Annotated in this window: 23 protein-coding genes; 17 read left to right on the top strand and 6 right to left on the bottom strand. The window is 66.9% G+C overall.

What is annotated here, in order from left to right:
• Positions 1–166: 166 nt before the first annotated feature.
• Together B0E46_RS11895 and B0E46_RS17375 are read right to left on the bottom strand one after the other, a co-directional pair.
• Positions 167–961 (bottom strand): alpha/beta hydrolase, encoded by a 795-nt coding sequence (locus B0E46_RS11895; protein ID WP_254425139.1) that lies wholly within the window; start codon positions 959–961, stop codon positions 167–169.
• Positions 962–1,007: 46 nt separating this feature from the next.
• Positions 1,008–1,394, bottom strand: coding sequence for a hypothetical protein (locus B0E46_RS17375; protein ID WP_139350521.1), 387 nt, complete (start codon positions 1,392–1,394; stop codon positions 1,008–1,010).
• Positions 1,395–1,574: 180 nt separating this feature from the next.
• Here B0E46_RS17375 and B0E46_RS11900 point away from each other — a divergent pair, with 180 nt between their 5' ends.
• The 12 genes from B0E46_RS11900 to ubiA all read left to right on the top strand — a co-directional run bounded on the left by B0E46_RS11900 (position 1,575) and on the right by ubiA (position 15,841).
• Positions 1,575–3,107 (top strand): 2-isopropylmalate synthase, encoded by a 1,533-nt coding sequence (locus tag B0E46_RS11900; RefSeq protein ID WP_254425140.1) that lies wholly within the window; start codon positions 1,575–1,577, stop codon positions 3,105–3,107.
• 17 nt (positions 3,108–3,124) lie between these two features.
• Positions 3,125–4,069 carry a branched-chain amino acid transaminase gene (locus B0E46_RS11905; protein WP_077555996.1) on the top strand — a complete coding sequence of 315 codons (945 nt, stop codon included), beginning with the start codon at positions 3,125–3,127 and terminating at the stop codon, positions 4,067–4,069.
• The gene (gene leuC / locus B0E46_RS11910; protein ID WP_174567079.1) at positions 4,069–5,475 is read left to right on the top strand and encodes a 3-isopropylmalate dehydratase large subunit; all 1,407 of its coding nucleotides are present in this window, start codon (positions 4,069–4,071) and stop codon (positions 5,473–5,475) included. Before B0E46_RS11905 ends, leuC begins: the two co-directional genes overlap by 1 nt.
• A 145-nt stretch (positions 5,476–5,620) precedes the next feature.
• Complete coding sequence (gene leuD, locus B0E46_RS11915) at positions 5,621–6,202, top strand: 3-isopropylmalate dehydratase small subunit (protein WP_077555998.1); 582 nt, start codon at positions 5,621–5,623, stop codon at positions 6,200–6,202.
• A complete protein-coding gene (leuB, locus tag B0E46_RS11920; protein ID WP_077555999.1) occupies positions 6,199–7,296 on the top strand; it encodes a 3-isopropylmalate dehydrogenase in 1,098 nt (365 codons plus the stop codon). Before leuD ends, leuB begins: the two co-directional genes overlap by 4 nt.
• A 273-nt stretch (positions 7,297–7,569) precedes the next feature.
• Positions 7,570–9,273, top strand: a complete 1,704-nt coding sequence (locus B0E46_RS11925; protein WP_077556000.1) for a dihydroxy-acid dehydratase — start codon at positions 7,570–7,572, stop codon at positions 9,271–9,273.
• Positions 9,270–10,286: a ketol-acid reductoisomerase gene (gene ilvC / locus B0E46_RS11930; protein ID WP_077556001.1), complete on the top strand. Its 1,017-nt coding sequence runs from the start codon at positions 9,270–9,272 to the stop codon at positions 10,284–10,286. Before B0E46_RS11925 ends, ilvC begins: the two co-directional genes overlap by 4 nt.
• A gap of 85 nt (positions 10,287–10,371) precedes the next feature.
• Complete coding sequence (locus B0E46_RS11935; RefSeq protein WP_077556002.1) at positions 10,372–10,713, top strand: hypothetical protein; 342 nt, start codon at positions 10,372–10,374, stop codon at positions 10,711–10,713.
• Between the two features lie 266 nt (positions 10,714–10,979).
• Positions 10,980–12,773 (top strand): biosynthetic-type acetolactate synthase large subunit, encoded by a 1,794-nt coding sequence (gene ilvB / locus B0E46_RS11940; RefSeq protein ID WP_077556061.1) that lies wholly within the window; start codon positions 10,980–10,982, stop codon positions 12,771–12,773.
• Positions 12,774–12,908: 135 nt separating this feature from the next.
• Complete coding sequence (gene ilvN / locus B0E46_RS11945; RefSeq protein ID WP_077556003.1) at positions 12,909–13,157, top strand: acetolactate synthase small subunit; 249 nt, start codon at positions 12,909–12,911, stop codon at positions 13,155–13,157.
• Positions 13,154–14,719: a threonine ammonia-lyase, biosynthetic gene (ilvA, locus tag B0E46_RS11950; RefSeq protein WP_077556004.1), complete on the top strand. Its 1,566-nt coding sequence runs from the start codon at positions 13,154–13,156 to the stop codon at positions 14,717–14,719. Before ilvN ends, ilvA begins: the two co-directional genes overlap by 4 nt.
• Positions 14,720–14,947: 228 nt before the next feature.
• On the top strand, positions 14,948–15,841 hold the full coding sequence (ubiA, locus tag B0E46_RS11955) for a 4-hydroxybenzoate octaprenyltransferase (RefSeq protein ID WP_077556062.1): 894 nt from the start codon (positions 14,948–14,950) through the stop codon (positions 15,839–15,841).
• A 6-nt stretch (positions 15,842–15,847) separates the two neighbouring features.
• On the opposite strand, the gene B0E46_RS11960 is transcribed toward ubiA, so the two are convergent.
• Positions 15,848–16,561 carry a ComF family protein gene (locus B0E46_RS11960; protein ID WP_168171197.1) on the bottom strand — a complete coding sequence of 238 codons (714 nt, stop codon included), beginning with the start codon at positions 16,559–16,561 and terminating at the stop codon, positions 15,848–15,850.
• Positions 16,562–16,718: 157 nt separating this feature from the next.
• Here B0E46_RS11960 and bioB point away from each other — a divergent pair, with 157 nt between their 5' ends.
• The 5 genes from bioB (at position 16,719) to bioC (ending at position 21,469) form a co-directional block, all read left to right on the top strand.
• The gene (gene bioB, locus B0E46_RS11965; RefSeq protein WP_077556006.1) at positions 16,719–17,777 is read left to right on the top strand and encodes a biotin synthase BioB; all 1,059 of its coding nucleotides are present in this window, start codon (positions 16,719–16,721) and stop codon (positions 17,775–17,777) included.
• Positions 17,755–18,957 carry an 8-amino-7-oxononanoate synthase gene (bioF, locus tag B0E46_RS11970; RefSeq protein WP_254425141.1) on the top strand — a complete coding sequence of 401 codons (1,203 nt, stop codon included), beginning with the start codon at positions 17,755–17,757 and terminating at the stop codon, positions 18,955–18,957. Before bioB ends, bioF begins: the two co-directional genes overlap by 23 nt.
• A 72-nt stretch (positions 18,958–19,029) precedes the next feature.
• Positions 19,030–19,806, top strand: a complete 777-nt coding sequence (locus tag B0E46_RS11975; RefSeq protein ID WP_077556008.1) for a sulfurtransferase — start codon at positions 19,030–19,032, stop codon at positions 19,804–19,806.
• On the top strand, positions 19,803–20,588 hold the full coding sequence (bioH, locus tag B0E46_RS11980; RefSeq protein WP_077556009.1) for a pimeloyl-ACP methyl ester esterase BioH: 786 nt from the start codon (positions 19,803–19,805) through the stop codon (positions 20,586–20,588). Before B0E46_RS11975 ends, bioH begins: the two co-directional genes overlap by 4 nt.
• Positions 20,588–21,469: a malonyl-ACP O-methyltransferase BioC gene (gene bioC, locus B0E46_RS11985; RefSeq protein WP_077556010.1), complete on the top strand. Its 882-nt coding sequence runs from the start codon at positions 20,588–20,590 to the stop codon at positions 21,467–21,469. The genes bioH and bioC overlap by 1 nt, the downstream gene beginning before the upstream one ends.
• Before the next feature lie 33 nt (positions 21,470–21,502).
• Here bioC and B0E46_RS11990 read toward each other — a convergent pair whose 3' ends face one another.
• The 3 genes from B0E46_RS11990 to B0E46_RS12000 all read right to left on the bottom strand — a co-directional run bounded on the left by B0E46_RS11990 (position 21,503) and on the right by B0E46_RS12000 (position 23,110).
• A complete protein-coding gene (locus tag B0E46_RS11990) occupies positions 21,503–22,087 on the bottom strand; it encodes a hypothetical protein (protein ID WP_077556011.1) in 585 nt (194 codons plus the stop codon).
• A 38-nt stretch (positions 22,088–22,125) separates the two neighbouring features.
• Positions 22,126–22,584 carry a DUF3617 family protein gene (locus B0E46_RS11995; protein WP_168171195.1) on the bottom strand — a complete coding sequence of 153 codons (459 nt, stop codon included), beginning with the start codon at positions 22,582–22,584 and terminating at the stop codon, positions 22,126–22,128.
• A 70-nt stretch (positions 22,585–22,654) separates the two neighbouring features.
• Positions 22,655–23,110: a hypothetical protein gene (locus B0E46_RS12000; RefSeq protein WP_139350522.1), complete on the bottom strand. Its 456-nt coding sequence runs from the start codon at positions 23,108–23,110 to the stop codon at positions 22,655–22,657.
• Positions 23,111–23,337: the final 227 nt, after the last annotated feature.

Below are 23,337 nucleotides of genomic sequence, written 5' to 3' on the forward strand. Positions count from 1 at the left end.
ACGGCTTTGCCCGGGATAAACCACGAAAACGCAAACCCGCGTCAGGCATGCGGCATCGCGCCACCCGGATATGGCAACGCAACAATCGGGGGGCGATTTTTTTCAGCTCACGAACGTTCCGCAGCCGCAGGCCAAAAGCGAAACGAGCCGCAGCAGCGGCCCTGCACTAGCGGGAATGATCCCGTCGACGACTGAACATCCATGGCCACAGTTCCGGCGTGGCATAAGCAGGGACCCAGGAGCCGTGGTTCACCCCGGGAAATTCGGTGTAACGCACGTCGTCGCCTTGCGCTCGCAACGCGGCATACATGTCGCGCGAACCTTGCGGCGGCACCACCTCGTCCGCTGCGCCGTGAAAAATCCATACCGGCAAGGGCGTGATGCGCTGGGCCAGCCACGCATACGGGCTCTTGTCCGCCGGCACGCCGTAGAGATGCAACTCAGGCTCATCGGACAAAGCCAGCACGCCGCCACAGATGATCGCCGCGGCCGCAAACATGCGCGGATGATCGGCTGCGATCTGCCAGGCGCCATAGCCGCCCATGGACAGGCCGGTCAGGTAAAGCCGGTCGCGATCGCCATGGTATGCCGCGATGCTGTCCTGCAACGCTGCCAGCGCCATCTTTTCGGGGGTCCCGTGCCAGAGGGTGTCCCCGGGCGCCTGCGGGATCACCACCACGGCCGGGAAATCGGCGCCATGTTCCTGCAGCCACGGCGGCAGCCCCTGGCTCAACGACGCGCGATTGTCGCTGCCGCGCTCGCCGCTGCCATGCAGGAACAGGACGACCGGCCAGCTCCGCTTGCGGTCCCAGCCAGCCGGCAGGAATACCCGGTAGGCATAGCTGTGGCCGTCGATGCGCACCTGCCTGGCAATGAAACGCGAAATCTCGATATCCGCAGCTCGGCAGGAAAACCCAACCACCATCAAGCAGACGAGCAACGCTGCCAACATTCGTTTCATGGATGGCTACTCGGTTCGGGGCTGACCGGATTGTGGCACGGACAGATCATCTGATCGCGCAAGCATCCTGCCGATCTCGGTGTCCACCGCACCCATCGGGCTGGATGGCATCGCCGTCCGGGCCTGCGCGTCCAAAAGCGCTCTTCGCATCGGGAAGCTCACGCGCGTGGCGTTGAGATTGATCGACGTATGGATGGCTAGCCATCCATACCACCAGGATCAGGCGCCGAAAAATAATTTCAAATAAAACCATTGACGCGCAGTTTCGACCTCGCGTATGGTTGGTCGCATGTCGCAACGCAACAGCCACCGCCGCATCGCCAAAAACAACCGTCTCGTGATGGTTGCCGGCCTGCTGCAGGCTCGCGGCACGCTCCTTCTTGCCCTCGTACTCGTACTCCTTATTACCAACGGAGGTGCGGGCTGAGGGCATGTGTCCAGGTAACTAAGCAAGAAACCTGAAGACTCCCAAAGAACCCCGCACCGGCAACGGCGCGGGGTTTTTTGTTGCCCTCGGCTCGCATCAGCGGAGCCAGCGATGAACCCCCAAGCGACAACAGCCCCAGACGTAACAGCAACCGCATCCGGCAGCGGCCACGCTGACGCCGATCGCGTGCGCATCTTCGACACCACCTTGCGTGATGGCGAGCAGGCGCCCGGTTTCTCGATGGACCGGCGCACGAAATTGCGCATCGCACAAGCGCTGGAGGCGCTCGGTGTCGACGTGTTGGAAGCGGGTTTCCCGCAGGCCTCGCCGGATGATTTCGCCGCGGTGGCCGAAATCGCCCGCACGCTGAGAAGCACCACGGTATGCGCGCTGGCGCGTTGCCAGAGCGGCGACATCGACAGCGCCGCGCGCGCACTGGAACAGGCGCGGCAGGCGCGCATCCATGTGTTCCTGTCGACCAGTCCGCTGCACCGCGAGCACAAGCTGGGCATGAGCAAGACGCAGGTGGTCGATGCTGCGGTGGCTGCCGTCGAACGCGCCCGCGGTCTGTGTCACGAGGTGGAGTTCTCCGCCGAGGACGCGCTGCGCACCGAACCCGAGTTCCTTGCCGAAGTGTTCAGCGCCGCGGTCGCCGCCGGCGCCACCACGCTGAATGCGCCGGACACGGTGGGCTATACCACCCCGGCCGAGATCGTCGAGCTGTTCACCTATCTGCGCCGACATGTGCGCGGTGCGGACAAGGTGATCTTCTCCAGCCATTGCCATGACGACCTGGGCATGGCGGTGGCGAACAGCCTGGCCGCGGTGAGCTCGGGTGCGCGCCAGGTGGAATGCACGATCAACGGCATCGGCGAGCGTGCCGGCAACGCCGCGCTGGAGGAGATCGTGATGGCGCTGAAGGTGCGCTCGCCGCACTTCGGCGTGGGCACGCGCATCGACACGCGCCGGCTCTATCCCACCTCGCGCCTGCTGACCCAGCTGACCGGGCAGGCGGTGCCGCGCAACAAGGCGATCGTGGGCGACAACGCGTTTGCGCACGAATCGGGCATCCACCAGCACGGCATGCTCAAGCACCGCGGCACCTACGAAATCATGCGTCCGCAGGACGTCGGCATCGCCGAGACGCGGCTGGTGCTGGGCAAGCACTCCGGTCGGTCCGCGCTGCGCCAGCGTCTGGAAACCCTGGGCCACACGCCGGACGATGCGGCGCTGGACGTGGTCTTCGCGCGCTTCAAGACGCTGGCCGACAAGAAGCGCGAAGTGCACGACGAGGATCTGGAAGCGATCGCGCTGGGCCTGGATCCGGATGCCGCCGGTCCATGGCGGTTGGTGCAGCTCAACACCAGCACGCACCTGGGCGGCAGCGCCTCGGCCTCGGTGAAGCTGCGTCATGACGACGGCCGTGAAGTCGGCGAGGCGGCGATCGGCGATGGCCCGGTCGATGCCGTGTTGCGTGCGATCGAGCGCGCCACCGGCAACGCGCTGCAGCTGAGCGACTTCAAGGTACGCGCGGTCAGCGAAGGCGGCGATGCCCAGGGCCATGCCCAGCTCACCGCGCGCCATGCCGCGCGCGAATGGCGCGGCCATGGCGTCAGCACCGACATCGTCGAGGCCACCGCGCAGGCCGCGCTGGCCATCGTCAACCGCATCGAACGACAGGCACCGGCTGCCGCGCCGGTCGCCGTCGCCAACCTGTAATCCTCCGAGGAGCCTCCATGAGCAACACGCCCTTCCTCTGGCACAACGGTCGCATCAAGCCTTGGGCCGATGCCTCCGTCCATGTCAGCACGCATGCCCTGCACTACGGCTCCTCAGTGTTCGAGGGCGAGCGCGTGTACGCCACGCCGCAGGGCCCGGCGTATTTCCGGCTGGCCGAGCACACGCGCCGGCTGTTCGAATCCGCCGCGATCTACGAGATCGAGATCGGCTACAGCGAAGACGAGATCAACACCGCCTGCATCGAGCTGATCCACGCCAACGCGATGCGTTCGGCCTACGTACGGCCGATCGTGTTCCGCGGCGCAGGTGGACTGGGCGTGCTGCCGAAAAATGGCGCACCGGTCGAGGTGGCGATCATGGCGCTGGACTGGGGCGCGTACCTGGGCGATGCGGTGGAAAAAGGCGCGGACGTCTGCGTGTCCTCGTGGCATCGCCCCGCACCGAACACCTTGCCGAGCTGGGCCAAGGCCGGCGGCAATTACCTCAACAGCCAGTTGATCGGGCTGGAAGCACGCCGCGGCGGTTACGACGAAGGCATCGCGCTGGGCCACAACGGCCTGCTCAGCGAGGGCGCCGGCGAGAACCTGTTCCTGGTCAAGCGCGGCAAGCTGCTCACGCCGCCGTCGAGCGCCGGCATCCTCGCCGGCATCACCCGTGACAGCGTGCTCACGCTGGCCGCCGATCTCGGCATCACGGTGGATGAGCGCGACCTGCCGCGCGAGGCGCTGTACACCGCCGACGAAGTGTTCATGACCGGCACCGCCGCCGAGATCACGCCGGTACGCTCGGTCGATCGCAAGCTCGTCGGCGCAGGCATGCCCGGTCCGATCACGAAACAACTGCAGCAGGCGTTCTTCGGCCTGTTCGATGGCCGTACCGAGGACCGCTGGAACTGGCTAACGCCGGTGCGCAACGAAGTCACTGCGCAGGAGGCCGCGTGATGGCCAAGACACTCTTCGAGAAAGTATGGGACGCGCACGTCGTCGTACCCGAAACCACCGACACGCCGGCCGTGCTCTACGTCGACCTGCATCTGGTGCATGAGGTGACCTCGCCGCAGGCGTTCAGCGAACTGCGCGAGCGCGGCCTGCAGCTGCGTCGCCCGGATCGCATGCTGGCCACGCTGGACCACTCCACCCCGACCTTGCCGACCAACGCGGACGGCAGCCGCCCGTATGCGAACGCCGAGGCGCAGGCACAGGTGACCCAGCTGGAAACGAATTGCCGCGAGTTCGGCGTCGAGCTGCACGGCTGGGACAGTGCCGACCGCGGCATCGTGCACGTGATCGGCCCGGAGCTGGGCGCCACCCAGCCCGGCATGACGATCGTCTGCGGCGACAGCCACACCTCCACCCACGGTGCGTTCGGCGCGCTGGCATTTGGCATCGGCACCACCGAGGTCGGCCACGTGATGGCGACGCAGTGCCTGCTGCAGCGCAAGCCGAAGACGATGGCGATCCATGTGGACGGCCAGTTGCCCGCCGGCATCAGTGCGAAGGATCTGATCCTGCACATCATCGGCACGATCGGCGTCGATGGCGGCACCGGCTACGTGCTGGAGTACCGCGGCGCGGCGATCGAAGCGCTGTCGATGGACGAGCGCATGACCGTCTGCAACATGTCGATCGAAGCCGGCGCACGCGCAGGCCTGATCGCGCCGGACGACACCGCGTTCGCATGGTTGAAAGGTCGCCCCCGCACACCGCAGGGCGCCGCGTGGGATGCCGCCGTGGCGACGTGGCGTGCGCTGCGCAGCGATGACGGCGCCACCTACGACCGCGAAGTGCGCATCGACGCCAACGCGGTGAAACCCACCGTCACCTACGGCACCCATCCGGGCATGGCTATCGCGATGGACGCGCCGGTACCGGCCGCGACCAATGCCCAGGAACATCGTGCGCTCGACTACATGCAGAGCAAGCCCGGCCAGCCGATGCAGGGCACGCCGGTCGACGTGGTGTTTGTCGGCAGCTGCACCAACTCGCGGCTGTCCGATCTGCGCGAGGCCGCCAACGTGCTGCGTGGCCGCCGCGTCGCCGACGGCGTGCGCATGCTGGTGGTGCCGGGTTCCGAAGCGGTGCGCCGCGACGCCGAACGCGAAGGCCTGCATCAGGTATTCACCGCCGCCGGCGCCGAGTGGCGCGTGCCGGGCTGTTCGATGTGCATCGCGATGAACGGCGACCTGGCCCAGCCAGGCCAGCTGGTAGTGAGCACCTCCAACCGCAACTTCGAAGGCCGCCAGGGCAAGGGCGCACGCACCGTGCTGGCCAGCCCGGCCACCGCCGCGGCATCTGCACTGGCTGGGCGCATTGCCGATCCACGCGAGTACCTGGTGGAGGCAGCATGAAGAGCAGAAGTAAGTGGAGAGAAGTGGGGAGCGAGAGAGAGCAGGCGCCGAGGCTTGGCGGCTCTTCCCCTCGCGCCCTTGCCGTTCGCTTTATCTCACTCCTCACTCCTCACTCCTCTCTACTAACACCTCATAAGAGCCTGCCATGAAACCCATCACCCGCATCCACTCGCGCACCGCGGTGCTGGCTGACGAGAACATCGACACCGACCGCATCATCCCGGCACGCTTCCTCACCACCACCACCCGCGAAGGGCTGGGCAAGCTGTGCTTCCACGACTGGCGCTATCGGGCCGATGGCAGCGACAACCCGGCGTTTCCGTTGAACCAGCCGCAGGCGCAGGGCTGCTCGATCGTGGTGGCCGGACGCAATTTCGGCTGCGGCTCCTCGCGCGAACACGCGCCGTGGGCCCTGCTCGATTACGGCGTGCAGGCGGTGCTGTGCAGCGAGATCGCGGACATCTTCCGTGGCAACGCGTTGAAGAACGGCCTGCTGGCGATCGTCATCGACGAACTGGAGCACCGCTGGCTGCTCAAGCATCCCGGTATCGAGCTGGTGATCGACGTGCGTGAACAGTTCATCGCACTGCCCGACGGCGGCCGCATTTCGTTCCGGCTGGAACCGTTCGCGCGGCACTGCCTGCTCAACGGCGTCGACCAGCTCGGCTACCTGCTGCAACACAGCGACGCCATCAGTCATTACGAACAATCGGAGAAAGCGGCATGAAGGCACACATCGTCACCCTGCCCGGCGACGGCGTCGGCCCCGAGGTCACCGCGGCCGCGGTCGCCGTATTGAAAACCGTCGCCGCGCGTTATGAGCACGTGTTCACCTTCGATGAGCACTTGATCGGCGGTGCTGCGATCGACGCCACCGGCGAACCGCTGCCAGCCGCTGCGCTGGCCGTATGTCAGAGCGCCGATGCGGTGCTGCTCGGCGCCGTCGGTGGCCCGAAGTGGTCCGACCCGAATGCGCCGGTGCGCCCCGAGCAGGGTTTGCTGGCGTTGCGCGCCGCGCTGGGTGTGTATGCGAACCTGCGTCCGCTGCAGGTGCATCCCGCGCTGGCCGACCTGTCGCCGCTGAAGAACGAGAAGCTGGAAAACGTCGACGTGCTGTTCGTGCGCGAACTCACCGGCGGCGCCTACTTCGGCGCCAAGACGCGCACGGCCGATACCGCCACCGACGAGTGCAAATACACGGTAGCCGAAGTCGAGCGCGTGGTGCGCCGCGCGTTCGAACTAGCGCGCGGCCGCCGCCACCACGTCACCTCGGTGGACAAGGCCAACGTGCTGGAGACCTCGCGCCTGTGGCGCAGCACGGTGCAACGCATCGCCGCCGACTATCCCGACGTGAAGGTCGAGCACCAGCTGGTCGACTCGATGGCGATGCTGCTGCTGACCCAGCCGAGCCGCTACGACGTGGTGGTCACCGAGAACCTGTTCGGCGACATCCTCACCGACGAAGCCGCTGCGCTGGCCGGTTCGCTCGGCCTGCTGCCGTCGGCGTCCCTGGGCGAGGGCAAGGCCGGCCTGTACGAACCGATCCACGGCTCGGCGCCTGACATCGCCGGCCACGGCGTGGCCAATCCGGTCGGCGCGATCCTCTCCGCAGCGTTGCTGCTGCGTCATTCGCTGGGACTGGAAGCCGAAGCGGCGGCCGTCGAGGCGGCGGTCGACCAGGTGCTGCGCCATGGCCCGCACACCCGCGACATCGGCGGCAGCGCCGGCACCGCCGCCGTATGCGACGCCGTGCTGGCCGCGATCGAGGAGTACGCCGACAACGCCGCCGCGTTCTTCTGCGGAGCACGCGCATGCGGCTGATGCAGTCCCCCAGCTCCCCTCGACACTTTCCCAACGGCCACATGGACGTGTCCGTATTTTCTGCCGTCCCCTGCGTGCTTCCGGTATCGGATGCCCTCCATGCGTTCCCAAGGCGCACGTTCCCATCCGCTTCGCCAACTTTCCTTGCACGCAGGGGACGCTTTTTCCTTGCGCTTCGATCAGCGCCGCGGCGAGCACGCGCCCCTCATCCGCCCCTTCGGGGCACCTTCTCCCCGGTGGGGAGAAGGGATTCAGTCCTTTGGAGATTTTTTGATGCGCAGTGACCTGATCAAGAGCGGCCCCGACCGCGCCCCCGCCCGCGCGATGCTGCGCGCCACCGGACTGGACGACGCGGCGATTGCCCGACCGCTGGTTGCGGTGGTGCACACCTGGTCGAACGTGAGCCCGTGCAACCTCAACCTGCGCGAGCTGGCGGTCGAAGCCGCCGCCGGCATCCGTGCCGCCGGCGGCACGCCGATCGAATTCAATACGATCGCCGTCACCGACGGCATCGCGATGGGTACGCCGGGCATGCGTGCCTCGCTGATCAGCCGCGAGGTGATCACCGACTCGATCGAGCTGGCGGTGGATGGTCACTGCCTCGACGCGATGGTGGTGCTGTGCGGCTGCGACAAGACCATCCCGGCCGCGGCGATGGCGCTGGCGCGGCTGAACATCCCCGGTGTCGCGCTGTACGGCGGCAGCATCGCGCACGGCACGCACGACAATCATCCGATCACCATCCAGCAGGTGTTCGAAGCCGTTGGTGCGCACGGCGCCGGCAAGATCGACGACGCCGAACTCGCCTCGGTCGAGCGCGATGCCTGCCCCGGTGCCGGCGCCTGCGGCGGCCAGTTCACCGCCAACACGATGGCGATGGTGCTGACCACGCTGGGCCTGTCGCCGATGGGTTACAACGACATTCCCGCCACGCATCCGGCCAAGGGCGCCGCCGCCTATCGATGCGGCGAGCTGGTGATGGAATGCCTCAAGGCCGGGCGCACGCCGCGCGACATGCTGACGCGTACATCATTCCGCAACGCTGCCCGCATGGTCGCCGCCACTGCGGGTTCCACCAACGCGGTGCTGCACCTGCTGGCGATCGCGCGCGAAGCCGGCGTCGAGTGGGCGCTGGAAGATTTCGAGCCCGCCTCGGTGCACACGCCGGTGATCGCCGACCTGCTGCCCGGCGGCCGCTATACCGCGGTCGAGCTGTTCGGCGCCGGTGGCAGCGCGCGGGTGGCGCAGGAGCTGATCGCCGCCGGCATGCTGGACGACGCGCCTACCGTCACCGGTCGCAGCCTGTTCGCCGAAGCCGCGGCCGCACCACGCGCCGAGACACAGGACGTGGTGCATCCAGTCACCCGGCCGCTGAAACCGCGCGGCGGCTACTCGATCCTGTACGGCAACCTCGCGCCGGAAGGCTGCATCCTCAAGCTCGCCGGCAAGAGCGGCCACTTCGAAGGCAGCGCCTGCGTGTTCGAGAGCGAGGAGGAAGCGTTCGCCGCCGTGCAGGGCGATCGCATCCACGCCGGCGACGTCATCGTGATCCGCAACGAAGGTCCCGCCGGCGGTCCCGGCATGCGCGAGATGCTCGGCGTCACCGCGGCGCTGGTCGGCCGCGGCCTCGGCAACGACGTGGCGCTGATCACCGACGGCCGCTTCTCCGGCGCCACCCACGGTTTCATGGTCGGCCACATCGCACCCGAAGCAGTGCGTGGTGGCCCGATCGCCCTGCTGCGCGACGGCGACCGCGTGGTGATCGATGCCGAACACCGCGAGCTGCGCACCACGGCCGACCTGGCCAGTCGCCGCGCCAGCTGGCAGCCACCGAAACCGAAAGTCACCCAGGGCGCACTGGCCAAGTACGCGCGCCTGGTCGGCTCCGCCTCCGACGGCGCCACCACCCAGCTGCATGCCGCCATCGCCTCATCCAAGCATACCCACACCGAAACCACCGAAGGAGTTGCCGCATGAGTACCGCCCCCACCAACGCACTCGCCCAATCCCGCATCGCCGTACTCGGCTACGGCAGCCAGGGCCGCGCGCATGCGCTGAACCTGCGCGACTCCGGCCTCGACGTCGTGGTCGGCCTGCGCCCCGGCGGCCCCACATGGAAACGCGCCGAGGCCGATGGCTTCGCGGTGGTCGAACCGGCCAACGCGGTGCGTGGCGCCGACCTGGTCGCCGTGCTGACCCCGGACATGGTGCAGCCGGCGCTGTACAAGGAAGTGATCGAACCGAACATCAAGCCGGGCGCCGCGCTGTTGTTCGCGCACGGCTTCAACGTGCACTTCAAGCAGATCACCCCACGCGCCGACATCGACGTGATCCTGGTCGCCCCGAAGGGCCCCGGCGCGCTGGTGCGCAGCGAATACGAGCGTGGCCGTGGTGTGCCGTGCATCTGGGCGGTGCACCAGGATGTCAGTGGCCACGCCGAGGCGAAGACCAAGGGCTACGCCGACGGCATCGGTGGCGGCCGCGCGATGATCATCAAGACCGACTTCAAGGAAGAGACCGAGACCGACCTGTTCGGCGAGCAGGCGGTGTTGTGCGGCGGCACCAGCGAGCTGGTGATCAAGGGCTTCGAGACCCTGGTCGAGGCCGGCTACCAGCCGGAGATCGCCTACTACGAGGTGATGCACGAGCTGAAGCTGATCGTCGACCTGTTCTACGAAGGCGGCCTCAAGCGGATGCTGGAATTCGTCTCCGAAACCGCGCAATACGGCGACTACGTCAGCGGTCCGCGCGTGGTCGACGCCGGCACCAAGGCGCGCATGAAGGAAGTCCTCACCGATATCCAGGACGGCACGTTCGCGCGCAACTGGACGGCCGAATATGCCGCCGGCCTGCCCAACTACAAGCGCCTGAAGCAGGCCGACCTCGATCATCCGATCGAAGTGGTCGGCGCCAAGCTGCGCGCACAGATGCCGTGGCTGCAGCCGTCCGCAGCCAAGACCGAAGCCATGCCGCTGAAGAAGGTCGGCTGAAAACCGCCTTGCCCCTCCCCCTGCTTCGCAGGGAAGGGGCACAGCAGTCACTACCCCTAGCACTGAACAATGAGAGAGGTTCGTCATGAAACGTTTCCATATCGCCCTGGCCGTCGCCGACCTGGAGGCCTCGATCGCCGACTACAGCGCCCGACTCGGCCAGCCACCGCAGGCCGTGGTTTACGGCGTTTACGCGATGTGGCGCACCGACAACCTCAATTTCTCGATCCGCCAGCAACCCGAAAAGGCCGGCCAGATCTGCCAGCTCGGCTTCGAGGACGACATCGCGCAGGGCTTCACCAGCAGCACCGACGTGAACGGCATCGCATGGGAACGTTTTTCCACACTGGAGCAGGACCTGCAGATCATCGCCACCTTTGGCGTGCCGGTGCATCCGGCGGTCGAGCGCGACCTGATCCGCAATTGATGGGCCGCAAAAGTACCCCGACCTTCGCCCGTCATCCCAGCGAGGCGCTTCGCAACAGCCGAAGGCTGGTCAAGCCGGGATCCGGTGCCTTGGCAGCATCTGCATTCAAAGCCACTGGCTTCCGGCCTGCGCCGGAATGACGACGCGGAGAACCGAATGCCATTGCGCACCCCATCCACCAGGAACCAGACGTGACGACTTCAGCGCAGACGACGCAGCCTGCCCAGGCCACCGCCATCGACCAGCATCCGCTTGCCGGCCACACGATGAGTGGCGCCGACGTGATCGTGCAGGTATTCGCCGACCAAAGCGTCGAGGTGATGTTCGGCTATTCCGGCGGCGCGATCCTGCCGGTATACGACGCCGTGTTCCGCTACAACGCGACCCACCTGAAGGACAACGGCGACGAGCCGATGCCGCTGATCGTGCCGGCCAACGAACAGGGCGCAGGTTTCATGGCGGCGGGCTATGCGCGCGCCTCCGGCAAGGTCGGCGTGGCGGTGGTCACCTCCGGCCCCGGCGCCACCAACATGGTCACGCCGGTGCGCGACTCGATGGCCGATTCGATTCCGCTGGTGGTGATCTGCGGCCAGGTGAGTACCGTGGCAATCGGCAGCGATGCGTTCCAGGAGGCACCGATCAGCAACATCATGGGCGCCTGCGCCAAGCATGTGTTCCTGGTCACCGATCCGGCGCAGCTGGAAGCGACCCTGCGCACCGCATTCACCCTCGCCCGCAGCGGTCGCCCCGGACCGGTGGTGGTGGATGTCCCGAAGGACGTGCAGAACACCGCGCTGAAGTTTCATGGCAACGGCGAGCTGGCGCTGACCGGCTATCGCGCACGCCTGCGTGCGGTGGAACAGTCGACGTTGAGCGACGCCGACTGCGCCGCCTTCTTCACGGCATTGATGCAGGCCAGACGTCCACTGATCTACGCCGGCGGCGGCGTGATCGCAGCCGGTGCGGCCACCGCATTGCGTGCATTCGTCGACACGTTCGGGTTGCCGGTCACCACCACCTTGATGGGCCTGGGCGCGTTCGACACCACCGACCCGTTGGCCCTGCACATGCTCGGCATGCACGGCACCGCGTATGCGAATTACGCGGTGGAGGATTGCGACTTCGTGCTGGCGCTGGGCGCACGCTTCGACGACCGCGTGGCCGGCGTGCCGGACAAGTTCGCACCGCGCGCTAAGTTCATCGCACACATCGACATCGACCCGGCTGAGATCGGCAAGGTGAAACCGGTGCACTGGCATCATGTCGGCCCGCTGGTGCGCGCGCTGGAACGCCTGAACAGTTACGGCCGTGCACACGGGTTGCGGCCCTCGCTCGATGCCTGGCATGCGCACGTCGCCGAACTGAAACGCGTGCACGCGTTGAACTATGACCGCAGCAGCAGGTTGATCCAGCCCTACGCCGTGCTGGAAGCGATCAACCGGCATACCGACGGCCGCGCGATCATCAGCACCGGGGTCGGCCAGCACCAGATGTGGGCGGCGCAGTACTTCGACTTCCGCGCGCCGCGGCATTGGCTCACTTCCGGTTCGATGGGCACGATGGGTTTCGGACTGCCGGCGGCGGTCGGCGCGCAGTTCGCGCACCGCGACAAGCTGGTCATCGACATCGACGGCGACGCCAGCATCCGCATGAACCTCGGCGAGCTGGAAACCGTCACCACCTACAACCTGCCGATCAAGGTAGTGGTGCTCAACAACGTCGGCGACGGCATGGTGCGGCAGTGGCAGAAGCTGTACTTCAAGGGCCGCTTCGCCTCCTCCGACAAGAGCCTGCACAAGAAGGACTTCGTGCTGGCCGCACAGGCCGACGGCTTCGCCTGGGCGCAGCGGCTGGAACACGCCGAGGAACTGGAGGCGACGATCGCCGCGTTCCTCGCGTTCGATGGCCCGGCGTTCCTGGAAGTGATGATCGATCCGGATGCCGGCGTGTATCCGATGGTCGGCCCCGGCGCCAGCTACGCGCAGATGATCACTGGCGAGTTCATCGCTTCGCGCGATGCGCCCGCCGCGCGCGAGGTGCAGCCATCGCACATGTTTTGAGCAAACCATTTTGATCGTCGTTCCGGCGGCTTTTGACAGCCGAGTGGCTGGTCAAGCCGGAACCCAGTGTCGTCGACGCGCAAAGCCTCTGGATTCCGGCTTTCGCCGGGATGACGAGCATGAAAGGAGCGAGACATGAACCACACTTTATCCATCTTGCTGCAGAACGAAGCCGGCGCACTGGTGCGCGTCGCCGGGCTGTTCGCCGCGCGCGGCTACAACATCGACACGTTGACCGTCTGCGCCACCCACGATCCCGCCGTTTCGCGCCTGACCCTGAGCCTGCAGTGCGACGATGCCGGCGTCGCGCAGATCCTGCAGCAGACGCGCAAGCTGGTCGACGTGCTGCAGGTGGCGCATCCGGCGACGGCACTGGCGGCATGAATGCAGTCGTCGCGCCCGCTGCCGATGACGAGGCGCTAGCCGCCGACGATCTGCTGGCGCAGGTCCGCGCGGCGCGCGTTTACGACGTGGCGCACGAGTCGGCGCTGGAACCGGCAGCGCTGCTCAGCGTCCGACTCGGCCAACCGGTGCTGCTCAAGCGCGAGGACCAGCAAGCAGTGTTCTCGTTCAAGCTGCGCGGCGCGTACAACCGCATGGTGCAACTGGATCCGGCGCAACGCGCGCGCGGGGTGATCGCCGCTTCCGCCGGCAACCACGCGCAGGGTGTGGCACTGGCCGCGGCGAAACTCGGCATCCACGCCACCATCGTGATGCCGGTGACCGCACCGCGGGTGAAGGTGGATGCGGTGCGCCGACACGGCGGTGCGATGGTAGAGATCGTGCTGGCCGGCGACTCCTTTAGCGATGCACAGGCCGAAGCGGCACGCCTGCAGGGAGAACGCGGCGCCACCTTCGTGCATCCGTTCGACGATCCGGCGGTGATCGCCGGCCAGGGCACCGTGGCGCTGGAAATCCTGCGCCAACACCCGGGGCCGCTGCACGCGGTGTTCGTGCCGGTCGGCGGCGGCGGCCTGCTGGCCGGCGTGGCCGCGTGCATCAAGGCGCTGCGACCGCAAGTGCAGGTGATCGGCGTGCAGGCTGTCGATGCCGACGCGATGGCGCGTTCGCTGGAAAGCGGCGTGCGCGTGACGCTGGACGAAGTCGGCCTGTTCGCCGACGGCACCGCGGTGAAGCAGGTCGGTGCACTCACCTTCGCGCTGTGCCGGCAGCATGTGGACGCGATGCTGCGGGTGGATACCGACGCGATCTGCGCGGCGATCCGCGACATCTACCAGGAAACCCGCAGCGTACCGGAGCCGTCCGGTGCGCTGGCGCTGGCCGGGCTGAAGCAATATGCGGCTGCTCATGGCGACGGCAGTGGCGCGCTGGTGGCGATCGTCTCCGGCGCCAACATGAATTTCGACCGTTTGCGCTTCGTCGCCGAACGCGCCGAGGTCGGCGAGCAGCGCGAGGCGGTGTTCGCAGTGACGATCCCGGAGGAACGCGGCAGCTTCCGCCGCTTCTGCGCCACCCTGGGACGGCACAGCATCACCGAATTCAACTACCGCATCGGCGATGCCAGCTCAGCGCATATCTTCGTTGGCGTGCAGATCGCCAGCCGCGACGAACGCGAGGCGCTGGTCTCCGCTTTCCGCGCGCAGTCCTTCGACGTGCTCGACCTCACCGACGACGAGTTGGCCAAGCTGCACCTGCGCCACATGATCGGCGGCCGTTCCCCGCTGGCCCAAAATGAGCGGCTGTACCGCTTCGAATTCCCCGAACGCCCCGGCGCGCTCACCCACTTCCTCGGCCAGTTGCACCCGGACTGGAACATCAGCCTGTTCCATTACCGCAACCACGGCGCCGATTACGGCCGCATCCTGGTTGGTATCCAGGTGCCAACCGATGAGCACGCCCTGCTGCTATCGTTTCTGGCCGCACTCGGTTACCCGCATTGGGACGAAAGCGACCACCCCGCCTACCGGCTGCTGCTGCGGCAGTGAACAGGACGGCGCGATGCTGGCCGCAGCAATCAGGCTGCATCCAATGAAGTGATCCAGCACGCGAACAGAGCACAGTGGCCACGCTAAACTCGGCGGATGGCCCCTCCTCCCCGCAAACGCCAGCGACGCAATGCCCCGCCTGCCGCCAGCGCCCGGCCACGGCCCGGTGTGGCGAAGCCCGTTGTCAAGCCAGTCCAGCCGGCCGACAGTTCGACCCGCGCCACGCGTGTGCTCAATTGGCTGCTGCAAAAGCTGCCGGCAAGGCAGCGCGAAAAAGCGCTGCACTATCTGGTACTGACCCGGATGGATCGGCCGATCGGCGCGCTGCTACTGCTGTGGCCGACTTGGTGGGCGCTGTGGTTGGCTGCTGGCGATTTCCCGCCTTGGAAGCCCTTGATCATCTTCACCCTCGGCGTGTTCGCGATGCGCGCGGCTGGCTGCGCGATCAATGACTTTGCCGATCGCAAGCTGGATCCGCAGGTAGCGCGCACAGCCGGGCGGCCGATCGCGTCGGGCCGGGTCACGCCGCGCGAAGCTTTGCTCGTGTTCGCCGCCTTGCTGGTGTTCGCCTTCGTGCTGGTGCTGTTCACCAACCGGCTGACCATCGAGCTGTCGTTCGCCGGTGCCGCGCTGGCGGCGATCTATCCGTTCACCAAGCGCTACACCTATATGCCGCAGGTGGTGCTCGGCACCGCGTTCGGCTGGTCGATCCCGATGGCGTTCGCCGCCGTGACCCACGCCGTGCCGCCGGTAGGCTGGCTGCTGTTCATCGGCAACATCCTATGGTCGGTGATCTACGATACCGAGTATGCGATGGTCGATCGCGAGGACGACCTCAAGGCCGGCGCCAAGTCCACGGCGATCCTGTTCGGCGACGCCGACCTGCCGATTCTCGGCGTGCTGATGGGTACCTTCTTACTGGCGATGCTGTTCGTCGGCCAGCGCGCGGCGCTGGGCTGGCCGTACTGGCTGGGCCTCGCCGCCGCGGCCGGCCTGTTCGGCTATCAGCTGTGGCTGATCCGCGGCCGTGGCCGCGATGCCTGCCTCGCCGCGTTCCGCCACAACAACTGGCTGGGACTGGCGGTATGGATCAGCATCGCGCTGGCGCTGGCGGTGCGCTGATAAGCATCAGCCGCGCGGTGAGGGCGCCCGCGCCAGCGCCCACACATCCACCCGCTGCACGCCGGCGCGCTTGAGTACACGGACACACTCGGCCAGGGTCGCGCCGGTGGTCATGACGTCATCCAGAATCGCGACATGCGCAGGCAGCTCGATGCCTGGACGCATCGCGAATGCGTCGCGTACGTTGCGACGGCGGCCGCGGGCATCGAGTTCGGTTTGCGCGTCCGTACGGCGCGAGCGTTGCAACGCGTCGTGGTGCAAGGACACACCCAGTTCGCGCGACAGTGGACGACCCAGTTCCAGCGCCTGGTTGTAACCGCGCTGGCGTAAGCGGCTGCGATGCAGCGGCACCGTCAGCAGACGCTGCGGCAGGTCGATCGGGCAAGGCTCGCGCCGCCACAACGTCGACAGCACGCGGCCGGCGGCGAGATCAGCGCCGAACTTGTAGCGTGACTCCAGCCGATCCAGCGGCCAGCCATAACGGAACGGTGCCCAAGCTGCGTCCCACGGTGGCGCCCGGCGCTGGCATTCGCCGCACATCAGCGCTGGTGCCGCCAGCGGCAGTGCGCAGCGGGCGCAACAACTGCGGTTGCGCGGCAGCTCGGCCGAACAAGCGGCGCAGAGATCGACCCCATCGTCGCCGGCAGCGCCACAAAGCAGGCAACGCCATGGCAGCACGAAGCACTGCAGTCGTCGCCAGGGTGCCTTCAGCGCATCCATGCGCATGTCCACTCCATCGCCATATGGCCTTCAGTAAAGCGATGTTAGCGACTGGGCGGCGTTCATGCTTGCGTCAACCATTCGCCAATGTATCGAGTTGACACGTTCCAGGGCGACTTCCACACTCTCCCGCTTCATGTATGGGAGTTGCTGATCCATGGCCGACACCGTCATCCGCCACGACTGGACCCGCGCCGAAGTGGCCGCGTTGTTTGCGCTGCCGTTCAACGAGTTGCTGCATCGCGCGCATTCGACACACCGCGAGCATCACGATCCGAACGCGGTGCAGGTCTCCACCCTGCTGTCGATCAAGACCGGCGGCTGCCCGGAAGACTGCGCGTATTGCCCGCAGGCGGCACGCTACGACACCGGCGTGCAGGCGCAGAAACTGATGAGCGTGGAAGCCGTGCTGGAACGCGCGCAGGCGGCCAAGGATGCCGGCGCCAGCCGCTTTTGCATGGGCGCGGCCTGGCGTGGTCCGAAGGATCGCGACGTGGTGAAGGTCGCCGAGATCGTTCGCGCGGTGAAAGGTCTTGGCCTGGAGACCTGCGCCACGCTGGGCATGCTGAGCGGATCGCAGGCCGACAGCTTGAAGGCGGCCGGGCTCGACTACTACAACCACAACCTCGACACCGCGCCGGAGTTCTACGGCGAGGTGATCCACACGCGCCAGTACCAGGACCGGCTCGACACGCTCGATCATGTACGCGCCGCCGGCATGAAGACCTGCTGCGGCGGCATCGTCGGCATGGGCGAATCGCGCGACCAGCGCGCCGGCCTGCTACAGACCCTGGCCAACCTGCCCGAGCATCCGCAATCGGTGCCGATCAACCAGCTGGTGCAGGTCGAAGGCACGCCGCTGGCCGGCACGGCGGCGCTGGATCCGTTCGAATTCGTGCGCACGATCGCGGTAGCGCGCTTGCTGATGCCGGCCTCGATGGTGCGCCTGTCGGCCGGTCGCCAGCAGATGGACGATGCGGTACAGGCGCTGTGCTTCTTCGCCGGCGCCAACTCGATCTTCTATGGCGAGAAACTGCTGACCACCGGCAACCCGGACGTGGAGCACGACCGCGCGCTGTTCCGCCGGCTCGACCTGCATCCGCTGCAGGTGATCGAGGAAGCCAACACCGTGCATGCGGACATCCTCGAAACGGATCATCCCGGTATCGATCAGGCCAGCTGCGGACAGGGCTGTGGCTGCAGCGCCGCGGCCTGACCTGCTCGACCGGCTGGCGATCCAGACCACCGGGCGTGATCGTACACAGCTGCTGCGCCGACTGCGCACGATCGAACACGCCGATGGCCCTTGGGTGGAAACCGGGGGCCGGCGCCTGCTGTCGTTCTGCAGCAACGATTACCTCGGTCTCGCGCAGCACCCGCAGCTGATCGCGGCGTTCAAGCGGGTGGCCGATGACGAAGGCGTGGGCAGCACCTCGGCGCATTTGATCTGTGGTCATCGCGCCGAGCACGCGGCACTCGAGGAAGCGCTGGCCGCCTGGACCGGACGTGAGCGCGCCCTGCTGTTTTCCACCGGCTACATGGCCAACCTCGGCGTGCTGCAAACGTTGCTGGCGCGTGGCGACATCTGCGTGCAGGACAAGCTCAACCATGCCTGCCTGCTGGATGGGGCACAGCTTTCCGGTGCCGAACTGAAGCGCTATCCGCATGCCGATGTGGCCGCCGCCGCGCGCCAGCTGGCATCGCGCAGCGAAGCGGCGGCGTTGCTGGCCACCGACGGCGTGTTCAGCATGGATGGCGATGTCGCGCCGCTGCGCGAGCTGGCCGCCTTGTGTGCCCGTGAACAGGCCACCTTGATGGTCGACGATGCGCATGGCCTGGGTGTGCTGGGTGAGGGCGGTTCGGGCAGCGTGCGCGCCGCCGGGCTCGGCGAGCGCGACGTGCCGGTGCTGATGGCCACGCTGGGCAAGGCGCTCGGTTGCGCCGGCGCGTTTGTCGCCGGCCCGGCTGCGCTGATCGATGGACTGATGCAGTTCGCGCGCCCCTACATCTACACCACCGCAATGCCACCAGCTCTGGCCGCCGCCGCACTCACCGCCGTAGAACTGGCCCAGACCGAAGCGTGGCGGCGGCAGAAGCTCACCGCACTGATCGATCGTTTCCGGCGCGGTGCCGCCGAACTCGGCTTGCCGCTATCGGCTTCTACCAGCGCGATCCAGCCGCTGCTGCTGGGGAGTGCCGATGCAGCCCTGACCGCCGCACTGACCCTGGAGCGGCAGGGTTTACTGGTCAGCGCGATCCGTCCGCCCACAGTACCCCAAGGCCACGCACGCCTGCGCATCACGCTCTCGGCAGCGCATGAAGAAGATCATGTCGACCAGTTGCTGGCCGCGCTGGAAATTCTGCGATTACCGGCGCCTTCCCCACATCCAGCCTAATGCGGATGACCCTCCACGAGCGCTTTACCGCCGCCGCGTATAATTGCCCGCTTGCTCTGCCGATACCCCCGCATGTCGATCGTCAACATCTCCGCCTACAAATTCATCAGCCTGGACGACTTGCCCACGCTGCGCGAGCGGCTGCGTGAACGCTGCGAAGCGCTGGGGCTGAAAGGCACGATCCTGCTGGCGTCGGAAGGCATCAACCTGTTCCTCGCCGGCAGTCGCGCATCGATCGACGGCTTCATCGCCGCCCTGCACGAAGACTCGCGCTTCACCGATATCGAGCCGAAGGAATCGCTGTCCGACGAGGTGCCATTCGGCCGCATGCGGGTACGGCTGAAACAGGAAATCATCACCATGCGGCTGCCGACGGTCCGTCCCGAAGGCGGTCGCGCGCCGGCAGTGGACGCACCCACCCTGCAGCGCTGGCTCGACCAGGGCCATGATGACGAGGGCCGCGAAGTCGTGCTGCTGGACACCCGCAACGACTACGAGGTCGCTGTCGGCAAGTTCCCGCAGGCGGTGGATTACCGCATCGCCAGCTTCACCGAGTTTCCCGCGGCGATCGCCGCCGACCGCGCGCGTTACGAGGGCAAGACCATCGTCTCGTACTGCACCGGCGGCATCCGCTGCGAGAAGGCTGCGCTGCACATGCAGGACCTCGGCATGCCGCACGTCTATCAGCTCGAAGGCGGCATCCTGAAATACCTGGAACAGACCGACGGCGCGCACTGGCGCGGCGACTGCTTCGTGTTCGACGGACGCGTTGCGGTGGACAGCGCACTGACCCCGACCGGCATTCCGATGCCCGCACCGCGCGCCAAGGACAAGGATCCCGGCGCATGAGCCTGTACATGGAGACGCATGGCCACGGCCCGGTGCCGATGGTGCTGCTGCATGGCTGGGCAATGCACGGTGGCGTGCTGGCGCCGCTGGTCGAGGCGCTGGAGGAACATTGCACGATGTACGTGGTCGACCTGCCCGGCCATGGCTACTCACGCGATTGCGGGCTGCCGCTGGAACCGAGCGCCTGCGCCGCGGCGATTGCCGCGATCACCCCGCCGGCGATCTGGCTGGGCTGGTCGCTGGGCGGACTGATCGCGTTGACCGCAGCGCTGGACCTGCCGCAGCAGGTGCGCGGCCTGGCGATGCTGTGCGCCACGCCGCGCTTCGTGCGCGATGCCGGCTGGCCGTATGGCAACGATGCCGCGATGGTGCAGCAGCTGGCCACCGATCTGGAAACCGATTACCACGCCACGATCGAACGCTTTCTGGCGCTGGAAGCGATGGGCAGTGCCGATCCTCGTGCCGAACTGCGCCAGCTGCGCACGCTGGTATTCGCCCGCGGCGAACCCGATCTGCGCGTGTTGCAGGAAGGCATCCGCATCCTGGACACCGGCGACCGCCGCGCCGGCTTGCCTGACCTCGGTGTACCGAGTGCATGGATCGCCGGCCGCCGCGACCGGCTGGTGCATCCGCAGGCGATGCAATGGTCGGCCAGCCAGTGTGCCGGCAGCTACGACGAAATCGAACGCGCCGGCCATGCACCGTTCTTCGGCCATGCCGACGCGGTCGCGCAGGCACTGCGCCCCTTGCTGGCATCCACCCAAGCGACGAGCCTGATCTGATGGATACGTTCCACCTCGACCGCCAGTTGGTGCGCCGTCACTTCGGCCGCGCCGCCAAAAGCTACGAGCAGCACGACGTGCTGCAGCGTGAAGTGCAGGCCGCCCTGCTGGAGCGCCTGGACTTCTATACGCAGGCACCGCAACGCGTGATCGACGTGGGCGCCGGTACCGGCCGCGGCAGCGCGCTGCTGAAGCAGCGCTATGCCAAGGCCGAGGTGATCGCCGTCGACCTGGCGCTGCCGATGCTGCGCGCGGCGAAACAGCACGCTAGCTGGCTCAAGCCGTTTCAGCGCATCTGTGCGGAGGCCACCGCACTGCCACTGCCCGACCACAGCGTCGACGTGCTGCATTCCAACCTGTGCTTCCAGTGGATCGACGAGCTGCCCGCGCTGTTCAACGAATGCGTGCGCGTGCTGAAACCCGGCGGCCTGCTGGCGTTCTCCACCTTCGGTCCGGACACGCTGAAGGAACTGCGCGCGTCGTGGGCCGAAGCCGACCAGCAGCCGCACGTCAGCCGTTTCCTCGACATGCACGACGTCGGCGACGCCATGCTCGCCGCCGGCCTGCGCGACCCGGTACTGGACGTGTTCCGCTACACCCTGACCTACAGTGAACCGCGCAAGCTGCTCGAGGAACTGCAAGGCCTCGGCGCGACCAACGCCGACAGCGCGCGCGAACGCGGCCTCACCGGCAAGTCACGCTACCGGCGCATGCTCGCCGCCTACGAGGCGATGCGCGTGGATGGCCGTATTCCGGCCACCTGGGAAGTCGTAACTGCACATGCGTGGGGCCCGCCCGTCGGCCAACCACGACGCGGTTCCGATGGTGGCGAAATCGCCAGCTTCTCGATCGACAACCTGCGCGGCTCGCGGCGACGCTGACGCACCGACATGATGCGGAAGTAACCGCCGCCGCTATTGCGGCATGAACAACCGCCGCACCAGCGCCAGCAGCCAGGCCGGCTGGTTGTCGAGGTCGGGATTGGCGTCGAAGTCCGCGATGCCGTCGACGATGCCCTGTCCAGCCCACTGCCTGGCCTCTGCGGCGGGCATCGACAACGGCCGATCCGGCTTCTCGCGCAGCTTGCGATCGAGCCACGCGCTGATCCACGCGAACGCCGCGGCGGACATCGGCCGACCCGGTACGGGCTGGCCACGCAGCGCGATGCGTTTCAACGAGTCGTAGGTCTGGATCATGACCTCCTCGCGTTTTCGCCAGATGCCAGCAACACCGCATCCGTGCTGGCCCAGGTCCATCCGGGTCTGCAGATAGTGGTCGGCGCAAGCCAGGCCCGGATCGTCCGGGTCGCCCGTCGCGATCGTCAGCTCGCCCCGCTCGCCGCGACGGGTGCGGATGATCGCGCCCAGTGCCAGCGTGCTGATCGCACAGCAGCTCTCGCCGCGCCACCCGTAACCGTTGCTCCAGGCATAATCGCGAGCCATCGCCAGCGCCTTGCGAACATGCCGCCAGACCGCATCCGTATCGTCTTTGCGTGGCATCTCTCCGCTCCCCGACGGATTCGTCGTTGCCATCGGCGCTACGGCATCGGCTTCGCCGGCGTGTAGTCGCAACTGCCGACACGCGCGGCGTCGATGGTCATGTCCATGGTCATGCCCCGGCCCTGCACGTTGCTGACGGAATGGATCGTGCCATGCATGCCGCTGCCCGGGAGTATCGCGAAGCTGGCGTCGCCCACCATCTGCTGCCCGTTGCGGTCGCAGACCATGTGGTAGCTGACGTGGTCGGCACTCTGCGAGTAGTTGCTGATCGCGCAGCCTTCCATGTGCTGCGCGATCTGGCGCGGATCGGGCTTCTTCGCCGACGTGCACACCTGCGAGGTCTGCGTGCGTGGCGGCACGCTCATGCCCGGCATCTGCATGTTGACGACGTCGGTTACCTTCATCAGGTTGCCCGGCTCGCTCTGTGCCGGTACCGGGCCCGAAGCCAGTGCAAGCATGCTGATGCAACCAAGGTTCAGGACGATGCGAAAGTTCATGGGCGTGCTCCGGGCAATCAATCGTTCACTGCAGTCTGCGAGCGGATCGAAAAACGAGGGATTTGGCTGGTCACGTTGCAGGGCCGACCGACATGGCGATCTGCCGGGCGAGTTCGGCCTGCAGTGTTTTTCTGAACGTGATCTGCGCGGCGCAGATGCCACCATTGCCGGGCACGCCCACGTACCAGCTGGTGCTGCCTCCACCGCTGCCTTCGTATTGGTACCAGAGCCGTTGCGGACTGTCCTCGAAGATCTTGGTCGGCTTGAGCATGGACTGCACGATCGGCTTGACCTCGGCCAGCGAACCGACGCTGGTGTTGCTGTCGATGACGGCGCTGCCGGATTTGTCGGGTGCAAAAGCGTCGCTGCTGACCCATTTGTCGACCTGCCAATCGGCCGGCACGGATATCGCGCAGGTCTTCTTCAGCGACAGGATGCGCTTGCCCGCGGCACCTGCAGCCGCCTGGGCGGCGACGGTCAAGCAGAGCAACGAGGCTAGCGTGGCGATCATGCTTTGGCGGCTCATGGATGGCTCCTGTGCAGTGACGGATTTGCGTCTTCACCGATTCGGCGCGCGACCGGCGGCGGGCTGATTCCACCCGCGGCCGGGCCTGGCTTCGCCGGTACTGCAACTTCGTGCGATATCCGCCGGATGTCACGTCACGAAGCGTTACCCAGCGTTATGTCGCGTTATTACCCGTCATGACAACCGTATTCGCGCGCGGACAGTCACTACGCCAGCCTGCGCTTGCG

This window comes from Rhodanobacter sp. B04 (assembly GCF_002001125.1).
In the GTDB taxonomy this organism is placed as follows: Bacteria; Pseudomonadota; Gammaproteobacteria; order Xanthomonadales; family Rhodanobacteraceae; genus Rhodanobacter.